Consider the following 16,966-nt stretch of genomic DNA (forward strand, 5'->3'; position numbering starts at 1 on the left):
AGCAGCAGGATGAAGCGGGCGGCAGAAGCGTTTCAGCTTTGGCGGGTGTAAGGATAATGTCCTGTTACAAATAGAGAAAGGGCTTTTACTGACATGCTGCTTTTCGGAATTGGTAACAGTCGGCAGATACGCAAATCCCATATCCACCGAGATCCCCTGTAGGAGCTGGCTTGCCAGCGAAAGCGCCATGTCAGCCAGCACATCTATCAACTGACACACCGCTTTCGCTGGCAAGCCAGCTCCTACAGATTCGCCTACATTTATGAGATAGCGCACAGATCGCTTTCCCCGGATGAAGCCCTCGGCTAATGTGCGCGGCTTCCAATTCCCACTTCGCTCGAAGGCCTGGCATGACCGAACAGAACAACAACCCGCTGCACGGCGTGACGCTCGAGCAGATCCTCAATGCCCTGGTTGAGCACTACGAATGGTCGGGGCTGGCCGAGCGCATCGATATTCGCTGCTTCAAGAGCGACCCGAGCATCAAATCGAGCCTGACCTTCCTGCGCAAAACCCCGTGGGCGCGGGAGAAGGTCGAGCGTTTGTACGTGAAGTTGATGCGCACCAAGCGTCCGGTCTGAACATGGCCCGCCCGTCTGCCGCGCGGCATCGCTTCGTGGCCGTGGCTGCCTTGCTCGGCTGGGCGGGATTGAGCATCCAGCTGTACCTGATTATGTACCTGCGCTGGAGTATCGAGGCCAGCCTGCTTGGCGGGCTGATGAGTTTCTTCAGCTATTTCACCGTGCTGACCAACACACTGGTGGCGACTGTGCTGACGTGTGAGCTGACCTCCCGCGAGTCGGCGGCGCGACGCTGGTTTCTGCGGCCGGCGGTGAGCAGTGGCATTGCGGTGAGCATGGCTTTGGTGGGGCTGGCCTACAGCCTGTTGCTGCGCCATTTATGGCACCCCGAAGGCTGGCAGTTCCTGGCTGACGAGTTGATGCATGATGTGATGCCGCTGCTGTTTCTGGGCTGGTGGTGGTGCTGTGTGCCCAAAGGCACCTTGCGTCTATGGCACATCGCGCTGTGGTTGATCTATCCGCTGGCGTACTTCGCATATGCGTTGCTGCGGGGGCATTTGCTGGCGGCTTATCCGTATCCGTTCATCAATGTCGACAAGCTGGGTTATCCACAGGTGTTCGTGAATGCGGGTGGATTGTTGGTGGGGTTTGTACTGATTGCCTTGCTGGTGATTGGCCTGGATCGGTGGCGGCGTAATCCCTGAATCACCTGGCCCCCTGTAGGAGCTGGCTTGCCAGCGAAAGCGGTGTGTCAGCCGGCGTAAATTTCAACTGACACACCGCCTTCGCTGGCAAGCCAGCTCCTACAAGGGGTTGTGTTCAGTCTTCGCTAGTGTCATCCAGCCGCCAATAGCCCACCGCTTTGACGAACTGTTCGTCCAGCCCATGCTCATCCAGCAACACCCGACGAATCTGCCGGGACACTTTGCTTTCGGTCGCCACCCAGGCGTACAGGTTGCCACCGGGCACTTGCAGTTCTTTCACGGTGGTCAGCAGGCTGTTCCTGCCGCCTTCACGCAAGACCCAGATCACGTCGACCTGCGCCGGGCTGTCGAGCTTTTGCTGTTCGGCGCCGTTCTCCACTTCCACGATCACCAGGGCCCGCCGGTTGGCGGTCAGGCCTTCCAGACGCCGGGCAATGGCGGGCAGGGCGGTCTCATCGCCGATCAGCAGGTAGCTGTCGAAGATATCCGGCACGATCATCGACCCCTTGGGCCCGCCGATGTGCAGGAACTGACCGGGTGTGGCCTGTTCGGCCCAGGTCGCGGCCGGCCCGTCGCCGTGCAGTACGAAGTCGATGTCCAGCTCCAGCGTGTCGAGGTCATAACGCCGCGGGGTGTAGTCGCGCATGGCCGGCATCGGGCCGTGGTCTTTGCCGGCACCGAGTACCAGGGTTTCCAGGGTCGCCTGTTCCGCCGCGTTCTGTGGGAACAGCAGTTTGACGTGATCGTCGGTGCCCAGGCTGACGAAGCCTGCCAGTTCCGGGCCGCCCAAGGTAATCCGGCGCATGCGCGGGGTCAGGTCGACCACCCGCAGGACTTGCAGCCGACGGCGCTTGATTTCATGCATGACGCGGTGAATGGTTTGGGTATCGACAGCACTCATTCGGCGCTCTCCCGGGCAGGTTGCAGGGTGGGACCCTCGACGATGCGCTTGGCCGCGTCGTTGAGCAGTGTGCTGACCCGAATGATTTCTTCCGGGCTCCAGCGACCATGGTGCATGTGCAAGGCATGGCGCAGGTTGTGCACCGCTTCGTGAATTTCGGCCGGGCGGTCCTGCCCGCGCAGCGAGCGCTTGCTGACGTCGATGCGCATACGTACACCGTCCAGCGCAATCGCCTGCTCGCTTAATGAAGCTCGTCCGGCGTCGGTGACGCAGTAGCGCTTTTTGCCGCCTTCGGCGTCGCCCAGGATCATTTCGCTTTCTTCGAGAAAGGTCAGGGTCGGGTAGATCACGCCAGGACTTGGGCTGTAGGCGCCGTCGAACATGTTCTCGATCTGGCGGATCAGGTCATAGCCGTGACACGGCTGTTCGGCGATCAGTGCCAGCAACAGCAGTTTCAGGTCGCCGGGGGCGAAGACGCGGGGCCCACGTCCACCACGCTCGCGGCCGGGCCCCGGGCGTTTTTCGAAGCCGTCGCGGCCGTCGCCATGTTCGCGGTGGGGGGAATGATGGTCTCTCATTTTTCTGCTTCTCTCGTCGTGTTTAGATACAACTTAAGATATATCTTAAATCGCACGCAAGACATTTTTGCCAGAGGGCTAGCCACCGCCGACGAGTGGTCCGCCTGTTTCAACGCTCGATTTACCGAGTAATTTCCACTGGACGAGCGCTTTTTTCGTACGGACAGACTCTTCTGGTGTATTTGAAGTTATTGCTCTAATTATATTTGAGTTAATATTCTAGAAAAGCCGTAAATGCCCATGTTATTTGACCGAAAACGCTGTATGGTTTTTTCAACTAAACTGTATGTAGGTCGCAACTTACAGTCACTGTTTCATATTTAAGTTTTTTGTGTATTTTTCTTTCTAGCTCTGAGGTCGTTGAACTACACGTTCATCGGAAGTTGCCTGCTTACTTCCCGGATCGAACAGTCGATGATGCCCCGGCATTGAAAGTTCAAAGCAACATGCCACGTCAGGGGCATGGGTTGTTTGAACTTTTAATGAACCGAACCTCATCAAGAAAACAGGTACTGAACATGTTCAAGAAATTCGCAATCGCTGCTCCGTTGGCTCTTCTGGCACTGGGTTCCTCGGGTGCATTCGCTGCAGGTGAAGCGGCTCACTCCATCAGCATCGTCGCGCACGTGCCGACCAACGGGTTCTACGTGGTACCAACCGACCCGGACTTGATTAGCAAGGATCAGCGCATGGACCACAATCCTGGCACCGGCCAGATGGACGAGGTCAAGGGGTTCTTTGATGTTCGCAACAATAACGGCTCTGTCCACGCCAGTGTTGTCACCGCTCCCAAGTTGATTTCCGGCGCTGACACCATCGATCTGAAAGTAGAGCTCAATGGCAAGGAATTGACGACTACGCCACAAATGGTAGTTGGCGAAGCAGAGTCCGATGTGAACTACCGCGCCGCGCTGCGTATCAGCTCAACTGATGCGACCCCCGCTCCAGGCGACTACACCGGTGTCGTCGCAATGGTATTCGACGCTGTTCCACCCGTAGCACTCTAAGCGTCCTGCTGGCCTGAAACGTCATCTCCCAAGGTGGCGTTAACCGGCGGGCATACACCCTGTATGTCCGCCGGACTTCAACTGTTCGTAATCAGAGTAAGAGTTCATGTTCCCGATGACACCCATCGCGGCTGCGCTTGCGCTGTTGTTTTGTGCCAGTGCAGTGGCGGCTCCAGCTTCTCCCGCCGGAACGACACCGCGAAGTCTGTTGGCCCAGGCCAAAGGCCTGCCGGCGGATTTCGAGGAGCATTTTTTTGATGTGCCTCTGGCTGTTCGGGTGGAACTCGACCAGCAGCCATTGGGGGAGGCGATGGTGGTGCTGTCCCGTGACGATCGCATCACCCTGCTCGAATTTACTGACACCAGTGACAACCGTTTCGGCCCCGCCGAGCGGGAAAAATGGGCGAGTTATCTCAAGCCGGGTGTGGCGCTGGGCAATTGCACCGGTTCATGTCCGGATCAGGTGCTGGCTGTGCACTACAACCTGGAAAATTCGCTGGTCTCTATCCTGACCGAAAACGCTGAACGCGATGTTGAAGCCAAGCGTTATTACGAGCAGCCCGCTGGCGGTAGCAGCGGCCTGATGGTGCGTAACCAGCTCAACCTCAATGGCGGCCAGGATCAGGATCCGGGTGGTCGCTTCGGCCTGGAAGCCAGCGCCAGCCTGGGCAACTGGAGCCAGACGTTCAATATGCAATTGGCCCGCCTTGGCGGTCCCGATGACAAGCTTTATCACGCGGTGCATGAGCTCCACACCCAGCGCGAACTGCAAGGCAGTTTTCTGCGCCTGGGCTATTTCACCCCCAATTCCGAAGGGCTGACCCGCCAACCGCGCACGTTTGGCACCAGCCCCGATACCGCCGTCGGCGTCATGTACGGCAGCTCCGACAGCCTGGCGATCAACACGCCGATGCCCAGCGTCTATCCGATCTATGTCACGGCCAATCGCCAGGGTTCGGTGGAGATCTATCGTGACGGCCTGTTGATCAATACCCAGTCGGTGCCCGCCGGTTTGCAGACCCTCGACACGCGTCCGTTGCCCGGCGGCATCTACGAAGTGGAAGTGCGCCTGGTCGAAGACGGCCAGATCACCTCCACCACCCAGGAGCTGGTGTATAAGCCCAGCAACTGGCGCAACCTCGACGATCGCTGGCGCTACAACCTGTTCGCCGGGGAAGAAACCAAGCTGCTGAGCAACTGGGATCAACAGTCCAGCGGCAGTCCCACGGCAGGTGCCTCGGTCAACTACCTGATGCACCCGCGGGTGATTCTCGGGCTGTCGGCGCGGCAGATTCGCGAAAAACTGCAATACGGCAGTTCCATCGACTGGACTTTGGCCAATCACATCAGCCTGTACGCCAACGTATATCAGACCCAGGATCATGGCACCGGCCTCGATCTGCAAAGCCTCTATAACTATGGCGCCGGTAGCGTGGTGATCAGTCACAACCGCAGCTGGCTGGACACCACCAACCTCTACGAAACCCTGCCGGACGGCACCCGGATCCGCCAGCGCAATGTCTTCGTCGGCGAGACCAGCAACTCATCCCTGGCGCTGAACCATCGGCTCAGCAGCAAAAGTTCGATCAATGCCCGGGTCTCCCACAGCGAGGGCAACGTCGAAGGCGTCGGCCTGGACCTGGGCTGGAATCAGCGCACCTTGCTGTTTGGCAGCGATGGCAACTGGCGTTTGTCGCTGTTCGACCGGCCCGGCAGTTACAGCAGCGGCAGTGCGCGCAATCGTGGGGTCGACCTGAGCATCAACCTGGCATTGGGCGCGCCTGGCCAGCAGATCACCGGCAGCATCGGTTCGCGTACGGCGCGCGATGGCGGTCGCGACAACAACGCCTCGATCGGCTGGCGCAAGGACCTGAAAGATCACGTGCTGCAAAGCGTCTCGGTCACCGCGCTCACCGACACTTATGGCGTCGGCCTGTCCAGCCTGGCGAACTTTCGCACCGACCAGATCAATGGCGATGGGTTTATCCAGCGCTCGTCCTACAACGGTAACTACACCGGCGGCCTGAACCTGGACAGCACCCTGGCCATTGGCGGCGAGCAAATGATACTGACCAGCCAGCACGAGATGCGCGGCGCCGGGCTGATTGTCGATGTGGAATCGGACATCGATGACATTGCCCTGCGCGCCGACGATTACAGCGGCGGCAGCGCCGCATTGAGGCCAGGGCGCAACTTCATCCCGATCACGGCCTATCAGAACAGTTCGGTGAGTTTCGACTTCGAGGGCAACCATGTCCCGGCGGCGACCATCGAGCCGGCGCGCACCCGCTATCACCTGAACAAGGGCGGGGTGGAATACCGCAAGATCCGCGTGATGAAAACCCTGACCGTGCTCGGCCGGCTGGTCGACGCGCAGGGGCGACCGCTCAAGGGCCATCACGTGATCAACCACGCCAGCCGCGGAGTGACCGAAGTCGATGGCTTCTTCTCGATGGAAATGAACGCCGGCTCGCCGACTTTGGAAGTACGCCAGGGCAATCAGTTGCTGTGTCAGTTCCGGCTCGACGCGAGTCGTCACCGCAGTGAAAACAACGTGTTGATGATCGGTGATCTGCGCTGCACGCCGGACACCCTGGCCGACGTCACGGCTACCGAACAGAAGGCGGGATGAAATATGAAGAGGTCTACCTGTTGTCTGGGATTGTTGATGGCACTGGCGCTGCCTTCGGTAGGGGCGGCGAATCAGATTCCGCCCGGTGGCAACAAAGTCTTGTTGGAACCCCAAGGCGGTTGGCAAGGCTGGTTGGAGCATGGTCGCAAGCCAGTGCGACTGGAGGGCCGACCTGTCAAGGGCACTATCACCGTGATCCGGGATTGCGTGGTCTGACCTTCAGGGTCGGTCATCTTTTATTTTTATGAGGTAAAGATCAATGAAGCGTCTGTTGTGGATGTGTCTGTTCTGTATGTATTCCCTGACGGTTCAGGCCGGACCGCAGATCAACGTCGGCACCGTGTATGACTATCTGGACGCAGATAAAAGCACCTACCTGAAACGGGTGTTCAACAGCGGTGACAGCACCGCGTTCGTCAAGGTCAACGTACTCGAAATCGTCTATGACGCCGACGGCTTGCCGAAGGAAATCCCGGTGGAGACCGCCGCCGATGGTGCGTCGCGCAATGGCGTGATGGCCAGCCCGGCGCGGCTGATCGTGCCGGCCCAGGGCATGCAGGGCACCCGTCTTTTGTACTTGGGCGAGCGCGACCGTGAGCGCTATTTCCGTGTGCGGTTCGTGCCGGTGGTACCGGAAAAGGAAGATGAGTTCGCGGTCTCTGCTGAAGAGCGTGAAGACTACAAAAAGAACCTGTCGGCCGGGGTCAACGTGATGACCGGTTTCGGCACCGTGTTTTTCGTGCGACCCAAAGACGCCCGTTTCGAGACCGCCGTCAATGACACCGCCGACCGCTATGAGTTGCGCAACAACGGCAACACGGTGGTCATCGTCGACGAGTTCAAAAGCTGCTCATTGAGCAATGAAGCCGACTGCGGGGCGACCACTAAACACCACGTCATGGCCGGCAAGACATTTGGCTTCGACAAGGAAAAAGGCCGTGAATACCGGTTCTTCCTGATTGAAGGCGACAACAAAAAAGTCCTGAAGATCGCCGGCCGCTAGGCCTTTGGGTGTTCTTTTCATGGCTGAAATTCAATCTGGATATCACCGCAAAACCCTGTGGGCTTTCCATTGACGCAACGGGTAACGAACATGATCAAGCAATGCGCCGCCGTCGCGCTGACGGCAATCACCGTACTGACGGGCTCTTTGTCCTGGGCTGCGCGGGAAGAGCACACCTTCGATGTGTCGGTAACTATCCCGACGCTCGCGTTTTATGTGATCCCGGCCGAACCGGACTGGATTCACCGGCCACAGCGCCTGAACTGGAACCTCTCGAACTCGACCCTGAGCAGCGTGCGCAAGAATTTCGATGTGCGACATGACACCAGCGCGATCGAGGCCCGTCTGGAAGCCGCTCCTTACCTGTCGAACGGCAGGCCGGATGACGACATTGCATTGCGGGTAAGTTTCAACGGTGTGGAGTTGAGCCCTGACATTAACCCACGGCAAGTGGTGTCGGTGGCCGACGCGGCAACGGGCATGCGGGCGATGTTGGAGATTGCTCCCATTAAACCGGCCGGGGGCTACCGTCCCGGTGATTACAGCGGCAACGTACTGTTGTTGTTCAGCGCCAGGGCGCCAGGGGCGTGAAGACGTGGCCCGGTATCAGGATGTCCAGACTCAGCTTCAGGTAGGGAAGACAATGAATTTGATTAACAGGCAATGCTTTAAACGGTGGAATGGGTGGTTGTGTATCGGCCTGTTGTTGGCTCTGGGCGCCGCTGAAGTGCGGGCCGAGGTGCACGACATCAGGGCCACGTTTCAGCCGGATTCGGCGAATCCGCAGAAAAACCTGTTCAAGAATCAGACGCCATCGGAGGGGTTTTGCCGTCAGATACCAACGGCCTGTGAACCCATAGGCATGTTCAGCCTGATCGCCCGGATTCCGTTCACGGCCAATGCGCCAATCCTGGCCAATCATGCCGATCCACGTCAGGGAGGGATGGCCAAAGTACCTTCCGAATGGCGGAACGTGACGGTCACTCATACTTCGGGTGATACAAAAATACTGCAGTTGAGGATTGCCGGTATTGGTCATGAAACAGCACTTCCGCTTCCGGTGCGCGAATTAACCGGGGGGCGATGGTGGGATGATTTATGGGAAGGCGGAGCCTGGGTCTGGGCGCCGCCACCCTGCCGGGGTGTGGGAACGGTCACTGCTGGTGAGTATGGCTACAACAGTTTCTGGATAGTCCCCGAGGGGGCCGGGGTTTGCAGCAAGAAGGCGAAATTCGATATTCCGCTTGCCATGCGTTATCTGTTCTTTACATACGCCTATGAACTGCGCGCTCCGGATCCGCTGCAAATGACTTCCGGTGAGTACACCGGGTCTATTACGTACCACGTCGGTCCACGTCAGGATTTCGACATGGGTGACGTCATGATCCCGGCAGACAACCTGCTGACCCTGAACTTTTTTCTGGATGTGCAGCACACCCTGAAAGTCGACATTCCCCCCGGTGGCAATCGCGTCATCCTGGAGCCAAAAGGCGGCTGGCAATCCTGGTTGAACCAGGGGCGTAAACCCGCACGTTTGTTCCGCGATCAGACGTTTAATATTACAGCGTCGAGTCGCTTCAAGATGAACCTGCAATGCCAATACGCCATCGGTAACGATTGTGCACTGTGGGAACCGACTACCGGCCATCCGGTGCCGCTCGAAGTCAGTGTCACGCTGCCTGCCGGGCTGGCTGATTCGGCGGGGCAACCGGTGAATCGTCGTCCACTGCGGCGTGATGGCATTGGCACAGAGCTGTTTCAGCCAAGCGTTTACCTGGATCGCAAGCCGGGTACCCTGCATTTTGAAGTGGCCCGTGACGCGGTTGAGGAAATGCTCAAGCCGGGGGGCGCCCGAAGCTATTCGGGCAATGTCACGGTTATCTGGGATTCGGAAGTAGGCTGAACACTGTACCGGATGGAAAACCAACCCCGAGTGGAAGACACTTGGGGCTGGCCCAGGATCAATCAATGGCTCTTAGGCGCGAGGGGTAAACCGTTGAATCTTCGAATCTGAAAAATATTTAAATACCACCTGCAGCAAGGAAAACTCAGCGGTGCGATGTCGGGTCGGCCGCAGCGACGGACGAACCTTCCACCGGATGACATTGTGAAGCGCTGCCTGGTTGCAGATACGGCGTCAGAATCGGCGCCATGCCCTTGAGAACTTGCACCGGCAACGCCGAGGTGAACTTGAACGCTTCCGCCGTGCGCCCGGGCACGAACGCGGTCATGGTGCCGAAGTGGGTGTCGCCGATGAAGAACACAAAGGTCGCCGTGCGGTTGATCGACTTCGAGCTCAGAATCCGCCCGCCGGAACCGATGGCTTCGATGCGGTTGTCGCCGGTGCCGGTCTTGCCGCCCATGGCCAATGGTTTGCCGTCGGGCGTGATGAAACTGCCGGACACCCGTTTGGCGGTACCGGCATCCACCACCTGCGACAAGGCTTCGCGCATCGCCGTGGCCACCTCGGACGGCATCACCCGTTTACCGGCGTCCGGATTACTGATCAGTCGGGTTTCATATGGCGTGTCCGCCGCGAAGTGCAAGCTGTCGATACGCAGCGTCGGCATCCGTACCCCGTCGTTGAGAATGGTGCCGATCAGTTCGGCCAGCGCTGCCGGGCGATCGCCCGAGCTGCCGATGGCGGTGGCCAGTGACGGCACCAGGTGATCGAAGGGGTAGCCGACTTTCTGCCAGCGCTGGTGAATGTCGAGGAACGCCTCGATCTCCAGCATGGTGCGGATGCGGCTGTCGCGGGCACCCTTGTGCCGGCTTTTGAACAGCCAGCTGTAGACCTCCTGGCGTTCGAACTGGCTGGCTTTGACCACCTGGCTGAACTTGGCGTCGGGGTGATTCAACAGGTAGCCGATCAGCCACAGATCCAGCGGGTGCACCTTGGCGATGAAACCCTGGTCCGGCAGGTCATAGGAGCCGGGTCCGTAACTCAGGTACAGCCGCTCAAGGCGTTCGTCGGTGAGTTTTTCGCTGAGCTTGGCGCCCTTGAGGTGCGAGCGCACGAAGGCGTTGAAGCTTTCCTGGTTGGCCTGGGGGAATAGATAACGATGCACGGCGGCCATGCGAATCGGGGTCGGGCGCATGCCGTCGAGGAAAGTCTCGAGCCGCGCCCGGGTGTCCTTGGTCTTGTACTTCTTCCAGAATTTCAGCAGGAACGAGGTGCCCTCACGGTCGGCGAACGAGGCCAGGTATTCCTGACGCCGCGGGTCGCGATCGTCCTTGAGCAGTTCGGCACTGTTGTTGGGACCGGAATACGTGGTGTAGCGCACCAGATCGCGCATCAGCCGAATGAACGGCAGGTTGATCGACTCTCGCAGGGCATCGCGCAGCGTCGGGAGGCGGCCGTTGTCTTCCTTGCGAAAGTTGACGAATGTGTGCAGGCCGCCACCGGTGAAAAAGGCTTCGCCGGGGCTGGCGGAGTATTTGCGGTCCAGCGCGGCGCCCAGCATGGCCGACAGGTTGCGGTCTTTATTCTGGATCAGGTAATCGACCGCCCAGCGGCTCAGGCGGTCCTGGTCCGGGACGTCGACTTTCTTCAGTTCCGGGATGGTCATCGTGGCGTATTTATCGTGCAGCTCGGCGATGATCTGCAGGTAGGTGGTGAGCACGCGCATTTTTGCCGTGGAGCCCAATTCCAGTTTGCTGCCTTCATTGATATCGAACGGCTGGTCGGTGCTGTCGGTCTGCACTCGCACCCGTGAGCCGTCTGGCGTCAGTTCAAACAGGGTGAAGCTGTAGCGCACCTGCGTGGTGCTGGTGGGGGTCAGCAGGCGTTCACCGATCAAGCCGATCTGTGCCGCGTAGGCCGGGTCAGCCAGATGCTTGAGGTACTCGGTGGCCTGGGCTTGCAGATCGCCTTGCAAGGTACTGGTCGCCGAGAGATCGAGGCGATCGAGGTCGTACAGCGGACGATTGAGCAACCCGCCGAGACGACTGCGCGCCACGCTGATGCCCTTGTTGGTTTCGATCGGCTGGATAGTGGGTTGGGTCAGCCAGTCGCGGTAAGTCACCTTGCTGGCCAAGGCCGCTTTCGCGAGGGGCGCATCGATCACGCCATTCTGGGCCAGCAGGCGAAGGTGGCTGTCGGTGAGGCTGGCCAATTCATCATGGCCCTTGGTCAGATAATGTGATGGGCGGCGCTGGGCAATCATCAGCGACAGCATTTCACGCAGGGCCAGGCCTTTTTCCGCCATGCTTTTGGGGTCTGTCGCGGCGCTGTTCAGCCGTGCGTTGGCCTCATTGAAGTCGGCGCCGTACCAGACGCGCAGACCCTCGGCCATGCCATGCACTTCACCATGACCCGGAACGGCCGACAGGGGTACGCTGTTGAGGTAATCGCGAATCACATTCTGCCGGGCCACAAGGGTATCCGGGCCGGCCTGATAGGCGCGCACGCTGGCGGAGATCATCTGGCGAATTTTCTCCGCGCCAGAAACGGTCAGGCCGTCGGGCGAGTGCCGGTATTTCTCAAGCTGCGTCGCCAGGGTACTGCCGCCCGCCGACTGGCCCGGCAGGTGCAACAATTTTGCGACCTGGGACCAGGCCGCCATGCCGAACCGAGGCCAATCCACGGCGGGGTTGGCCTGGGGCTGATGGGGGTCGAGCAGGAAGCGGTTTTCAATGAATAGCAGGCTGTTGACCACCACCGGCGGGATCGCCTCAAAGCTCGAGTAAAGTTGTTGCGGGTATTTGTACTGGTAAAGCGGTGCCGCACGGCAATCGGTGATCGACAATCCTGCCTGGATTTTCTCTGGGTAGGGCACGAAAAAGCCCTTGTCGCTGTAGTTCATCAGCGCTTCGGAGAAGCGGGTTTGCGAGGCAATGACGTAGTCACGCTTGAGCAGCCGTGGCAGGAACTCATCCAGGGAGCTGTAGCCGAGACGCATATCAAAAGGCCCGGCGCCGGGGTAGTGAATGGCGTCGCTGGGGCCCGGTTGCATCTCATATTTCAGGGACGAGGCAAATTTGCTGACTTCCCGGGATTGAAATTTCGAGGTGCGCATTTCCTTGGCAGCCGCCAGCCCCACGACAATCGCGATAATCAGCAGCAGCAACCCGAATGCCCCCCAGCCATGCCGGGAGCCACCAGGTTTTTCAGGTAAAGGCGCTTCATCCACTCGTTCAGTCGGAACCACAGTTTTACTCGTATCGGTTTGCCATAAAGCGCCCATAGTCGACTGATCCATTCCCGCAGATTGATCGGACTTGTTTCAAGCTTAGACGGTGGTTGGCGTTGGTGAAAAAATTGTGAGAATTCTCGATCGTTCGACCGGAGAATGGGCCGGCGGTGGAGGCGCAGGACTCGGGGATGGGCGGCAGGAGGGGGAACCGCCTGGCAATGCTGAATAATCCTCGTTCAACATTCTGTTTGGCGCAGTTTCAACTTCAAGTTGAAGGAGTGAGGCGTGTACCAATGACCAGCCGAGAGACGGATCAATAATGTTTGGTAGTAATCCATGAGTGTCTGCCTGGGGCCGTACGGTATTTAATCGGGCTTCTTTTTTTGTATCAAGGACGATGTCATGACTGATCTGCCCGCTTCGAAAAAGAATGCCGCATCGGCTATCGGCAACACCGCAATCGAGCATCTGGAAATCGTCAAGGCGGCTACGCCTCCAGCGCTATTGAACATGTCGATACATAATCTCGCCGTGTTGAAAAGTTTTACCCCGACGATGCCCGATTGGCTAAAGGCTGCCTCCCAGGAACAGCGTACTGAAGCAGGACAACTGGTCGAAGCGAGTGTAACGGCACACACGGCATTGACCGGCGTCTTGGCAACAGTCAAGAACCCTTATGAATTTGCTGAGCCGTTACTCAAGAAAAGAATAAGCGAAGTGTTTGGCCTGGATCTCGATGTCAATGCCATGCATTTGAAACTCTTCGATCCGGATCAACGAAAAGTCCGAAATGTCAGTCTCTTGGAGGCCGCCCTCCATAACTTTGAAAATGCTGAAGGTCCGGAGTATTTTCCCGGCCTGGAAAACTTCGCCTATGGGCCGACGGCCGCACTGCCCAGGATTGAATTCAATGGCGAGCGTTTCGCCGCGATGTGCCGGGAGTTGGACATCGGGCAACAGTATCAGGAACACCTGAAGAGTGGAGTGAAACGGGACGATCCGGTCGCGCAAGGAAAATTGAGCGAAGTATTCATCAGTTATCAAAAAGCCGCCTTGCAAGCGTCAACTTATATCGCCTTGCGCAGAGGCGATATTGAACTGAAGCACCAACGCGCAATACTTCAAATCATTAACGGGAATATGGCTGCCCGCGTCGACGGGAAACCCGTGTGGTGTCGCGGCCTGAGTTTCATGGGCATGCCGTTGCACGGTTGTATTGTTTTCGAGATGGCCGACCCTGACGATGAAACGTTGTTGGAAAGTGCTCTGGATAAGTTTTGGCCAACAGTCGATGGTCAAGCCAAAGGCGATTTTATCGTCTACATTCCCGATGATCCCGATCACCCGGTGAAGTATTACGCAACAGTTGCCGAGTTCAAAGCTCGCCTGATCAGCCAGTTCGTGCGAAGAAAATCCGGCGACTCCGCCAGCGCACCGACTGCTTATCAGCAATTTTTCAGTCGTTTTATGCGGCACAAGGACCGCGCAAAGTATTTCTACAGTTTCACTGAACGGGTTCCGACTCCCCCGGAAGAAGCGTATCGCCACGTTCACTATCTTGAACGTCGGCAGAAGGCGGCGCCTGATTTTCTGCTGCAGTTCAGCGTGCTGGATCCGTCTGGAGAACCCTGGCGGCAGCGGTTTGATCTCTGGGCAACGCTTTTCAAGGCGTTCAGGCAAGGACTATTCGTTGATGCCCGCAGCCAGGCCGTTCCCACAGAGGATGCGGATGCCGCTGAACGCCGGGCGTTGATCGCTCACCTGCTGGATAGCGGCCTGACCGCGCTCAATCTGCTCTCCTTCGCGGTACCCCCATTGGGCGTGGTGATGCTGGGCGTCGCGGCGGTACAACTGATGTATGAAGTTGTGGAGGGCCTTGAAGATCTCAGTCTGGGTGACAGGGAGGCCGGGTGGCTGCATATCACCAACGTGCTGCAAAACCTTATGCTCGGCGCAGAGGCTGCTCCGGTGTTCGCCCTTGTGCATCCGGATTTCATGGCCGTAGAACTTCCCAACGGGAAGAAACGCCTGTGGAAGCCCTCCAGCACTTACCGGAGGGAAGCGCTGGAGGGCATCGAGCCCAGTGACGGGGCGATGGATGCATCGGCCACTGGAACTGCTCAGGCAATGATCGATAAAGATCCGGCAGGCACATCGGGTACCCAAGGCGATGATTTTTCATCTGCCGCCTTCGGCGGGTTCAGCAACACCCTCTATGCCCGGTATGTCACCCAGGAATCACTGATTGCCGGGTTGAGTCCCGTGAAAGGCATTTATCGAAGCCTCGACGGACAGCAGTTTTATATCCGCAACGTCGATGAGGCGGGTACGGTAGCGGTCTATCAGGTCAGAAGCTCGTTTAATCTCGACTCCGACATCGTGGATGTGAGCGTCGTTGATCCTGTCAATGGCTCCTCTTCGCATCTGTTGCTATGGCAGGCCGGGCCTGATCAATGGCAACCGCTTTCATTGAAGGGCGGGGCTGGCGAACGCAGGTTCATCAAGACAGCAGATATTCGCGACTGGAACCACTTACCACCCCTGAGCCGGCAAAAAATCACCTTGAAAAAATTTGCCAGGGATCGCGGGCTCTTCCTTCCAACACTGGAACGTTATGTATTGGCCGATGGAACCGTGACTGCCGAAGGCGCTGACTTTCTTGCCAGCGGCAATGGTGTACGAAATAAAGTCACGGCGAGACATCTTTCGAAGTGGGAGAGTTTGTCTGCACGTCAGCGCCACGAGTTGACGCGTGAAGGGTTTGCAAATAAGTACAGGCTCGACACCGCATCGTTCATGAAACATGTCAAACAGGATGGCACGCTCGATCTGGCAGGAAAGGTGCTTGCCGGAAAACGATTCAACAGAATCACCGAGGAACATCTGCAGGACTGGTACACCTTGTCGCGACTGCCGAATAACGAGGTCGCCATGGTCGAGTATGTCGAGCGCAACAACCTCAATCCTGCTGTCTGGGAGCGCTATGTGAAACCCGATGGCAGTTTTACGGTACCCGGCAATAATGTGCTTGTCCTCGGGCTCGATGAGTTCAGCCCTGTTTCCGATGAGCATCTGAAAAGGTGGTGGGATATTCATCACGACCCTGACATTGGCATCGGGATGAGCGGTTTCCTCGAATTGAACAGGATCGATCCATTGGAGTGGGCGCATTACGTCAATGAAGATGGGCGTTTCACGCCAGCCGGTACCGATCACCTGATATTTGGCGATGTCGACGAATCCGGCCCGTTACCCAGGCCGCCTATGGCGCGCAAATCCTTGCGACGGCCGGGGGGCACCCGGCGCACGGCCGAGGAAGACGGGGCCGAACACAACAAGCGTCGACGCCTGGAGGACCAGGCCAGTTCCGCCGCGGGCGATTATGTTCCTCAGTACGGTCATCAAATAGACAACCGGTTACCGATTTTGCAGGATCCGAAGGATGTCACTCGCAGCATCACGTTGTCAGCGGAAGGGCCGGAAGGCGTCGGTGGGCCGGAAGCGAACATCGATGAGATCGAGGTAACGTACTGGAACAGGTTACTCGACGATGTCGAGCCGAGAATAGAAAGGTTGGAGCTGGCAGATGCCATCGTTGAAGATGTCCGGGACTGGATCAGAAACGAAAAAAATCTGTCTTCCCGGTTTGATCGGCTCTTGAAGGTTGAAAAGCTCGAGTCCGGGCCGGAAAGAGGTCTGTCGGTGGTGGCCAATCGTGATATTCGTCGCTTCGAGGTTTTAGGCCCGTATTCCGGAAAGTTGCACCGTGGCAATTCAACACTGACCAAAGAGCTTAATGGCAAGGGGCACAGGGCTGTCGAAAGTTTCTCTTTTTCCACGTTTTCCAACGATGGAACCTTGAGTGCCCATGGCAGCGGCAATGTCCTGAGCCTGGTTAATAGTCCTTATGCCCCAGGCGAATCTTTTGGACGTGAAAACGTGGCACCTATCAATGTGGGTCGATACATGACCTTCTTTGTCGCCTGGCAAGACATACAAAAGGGCGAAGAACTCTTTCTTGATTATGGCCCTGCTTATAAATGGGATTAAGTGGCGCAGGCATTCTCTCGACACCCGGTGCCGCCTTCGCCTGACCCCTGCAATCACTGTTGCGGCATGGATGCAGTAAACGCGACTGCAGCCCTGTACTTCCCCTCGACGCATGTTCACCCGGTCAACTGGCACCGGGTGAACATGACGACGCACCAAAGTCGTGCAATACTCCGCGCCGTTTCCGCAACGAAAAATCCTACGCAAGTCAGGTAATGCCCCTCCGCAAACCAGGCCTTTCCCGAGAGTTCTCGCTGAATGTTGTGGTTTATAGAGTGAAAATCCCTGTCCGAAGCTTTTTATACTGCACGCCCCGCGGATCTTGCAGGTTTGGCCCTGCAAGACGGTTCTGCCCACGAAGCAGGTCCGGTTTCAAGCAAGCAATGGCTTATCGGTCAGCGCTGCGAAACTCGGTGGTCATATCCAATAACAAGA

The 16,966-nt window shown here is 57.9% G+C and carries 12 protein-coding genes; 9 read left to right on the plus strand and 3 right to left on the minus strand.

Features of this window, described 5'->3' with window-relative positions:
- Positions 1 to 350 precede the first annotated feature (350 nt).
- Positions 351 to 581, plus strand: coding sequence for a VF530 family protein (locus J2W17_RS07350; protein WP_007944895.1), 231 nt, complete (start codon positions 351 to 353; stop codon positions 579 to 581).
- A gap of 2 nt (positions 582 to 583) precedes the next feature.
- Complete coding sequence (locus J2W17_RS07355; protein ID WP_307331542.1) at positions 584 to 1,225, plus strand: Pr6Pr family membrane protein; 642 nt, start codon at positions 584 to 586, stop codon at positions 1,223 to 1,225.
- A 115-nt stretch (positions 1,226 to 1,340) separates the two neighbouring features.
- Here J2W17_RS07355 and J2W17_RS07360 read toward each other — a convergent pair whose 3' ends face one another.
- On the minus strand, positions 1,341 to 2,126 hold the full coding sequence (locus J2W17_RS07360) for a siderophore-interacting protein (protein WP_307331545.1): 786 nt from the start codon (positions 2,124 to 2,126) through the stop codon (positions 1,341 to 1,343).
- Positions 2,123 to 2,704: a PadR family transcriptional regulator gene (locus J2W17_RS07365; protein ID WP_307331548.1), complete on the minus strand. Its 582-nt coding sequence runs from the start codon at positions 2,702 to 2,704 to the stop codon at positions 2,123 to 2,125. Before J2W17_RS07365 ends, J2W17_RS07360 begins: the two co-directional genes overlap by 4 nt.
- A 518-nt stretch (positions 2,705 to 3,222) precedes the next feature.
- On the opposite strand from J2W17_RS07365, the gene J2W17_RS07370 reads away from it, so the two are divergent.
- The 6 genes from J2W17_RS07370 to J2W17_RS07395 all read left to right on the plus strand — a co-directional run bounded on the left by J2W17_RS07370 (position 3,223) and on the right by J2W17_RS07395 (position 9,249).
- Entirely contained in the window at positions 3,223 to 3,711 is a 489-nt protein-coding gene (locus J2W17_RS07370) for a CS1 type fimbrial major subunit (protein ID WP_307331551.1), read from the plus strand.
- A 106-nt stretch (positions 3,712 to 3,817) separates the two neighbouring features.
- Complete coding sequence (locus J2W17_RS07375) at positions 3,818 to 6,343, plus strand: CS1-pili formation C-terminal domain-containing protein (protein WP_307331555.1); 2,526 nt, start codon at positions 3,818 to 3,820, stop codon at positions 6,341 to 6,343.
- A 3-nt stretch (positions 6,344 to 6,346) separates the two neighbouring features.
- Positions 6,347 to 6,559, plus strand: a complete 213-nt coding sequence (locus J2W17_RS07380; RefSeq protein WP_307332420.1) for a hypothetical protein — start codon at positions 6,347 to 6,349, stop codon at positions 6,557 to 6,559.
- A 43-nt stretch (positions 6,560 to 6,602) separates the two neighbouring features.
- Entirely contained in the window at positions 6,603 to 7,346 is a 744-nt protein-coding gene (locus J2W17_RS07385; RefSeq protein WP_307331558.1) for a molecular chaperone, read from the plus strand.
- A gap of 90 nt (positions 7,347 to 7,436) precedes the next feature.
- A complete protein-coding gene (locus J2W17_RS07390; RefSeq protein WP_307331561.1) occupies positions 7,437 to 7,937 on the plus strand; it encodes a CS1 type fimbrial major subunit in 501 nt (166 codons plus the stop codon).
- Positions 7,938 to 7,989: 52 nt separating this feature from the next.
- Complete coding sequence (locus tag J2W17_RS07395) at positions 7,990 to 9,249, plus strand: hypothetical protein (protein WP_307331565.1); 1,260 nt, start codon at positions 7,990 to 7,992, stop codon at positions 9,247 to 9,249.
- 145 nt (positions 9,250 to 9,394) lie between these two features.
- Here the strand turns inward: J2W17_RS07395 and J2W17_RS07400 are convergent, their stop codons facing one another.
- On the minus strand, positions 9,395 to 12,532 hold the full coding sequence (locus J2W17_RS07400; protein WP_307331568.1) for a transglycosylase domain-containing protein: 3,138 nt from the start codon (positions 12,530 to 12,532) through the stop codon (positions 9,395 to 9,397).
- Between the two features lie 351 nt (positions 12,533 to 12,883).
- Here J2W17_RS07400 and J2W17_RS07405 point away from each other — a divergent pair, with 351 nt between their 5' ends.
- Positions 12,884 to 16,531, plus strand: a complete 3,648-nt coding sequence (locus tag J2W17_RS07405) for a dermonecrotic toxin domain-containing protein (protein WP_307331571.1) — start codon at positions 12,884 to 12,886, stop codon at positions 16,529 to 16,531.
- Positions 16,532 to 16,966 lie beyond the last annotated feature (435 nt).

The organism is Pseudomonas lini, from assembly GCF_030812475.1.
In the GTDB taxonomy this organism is placed as follows: domain Bacteria; phylum Pseudomonadota; class Gammaproteobacteria; order Pseudomonadales; family Pseudomonadaceae; genus Aquipseudomonas; species Aquipseudomonas lini_A.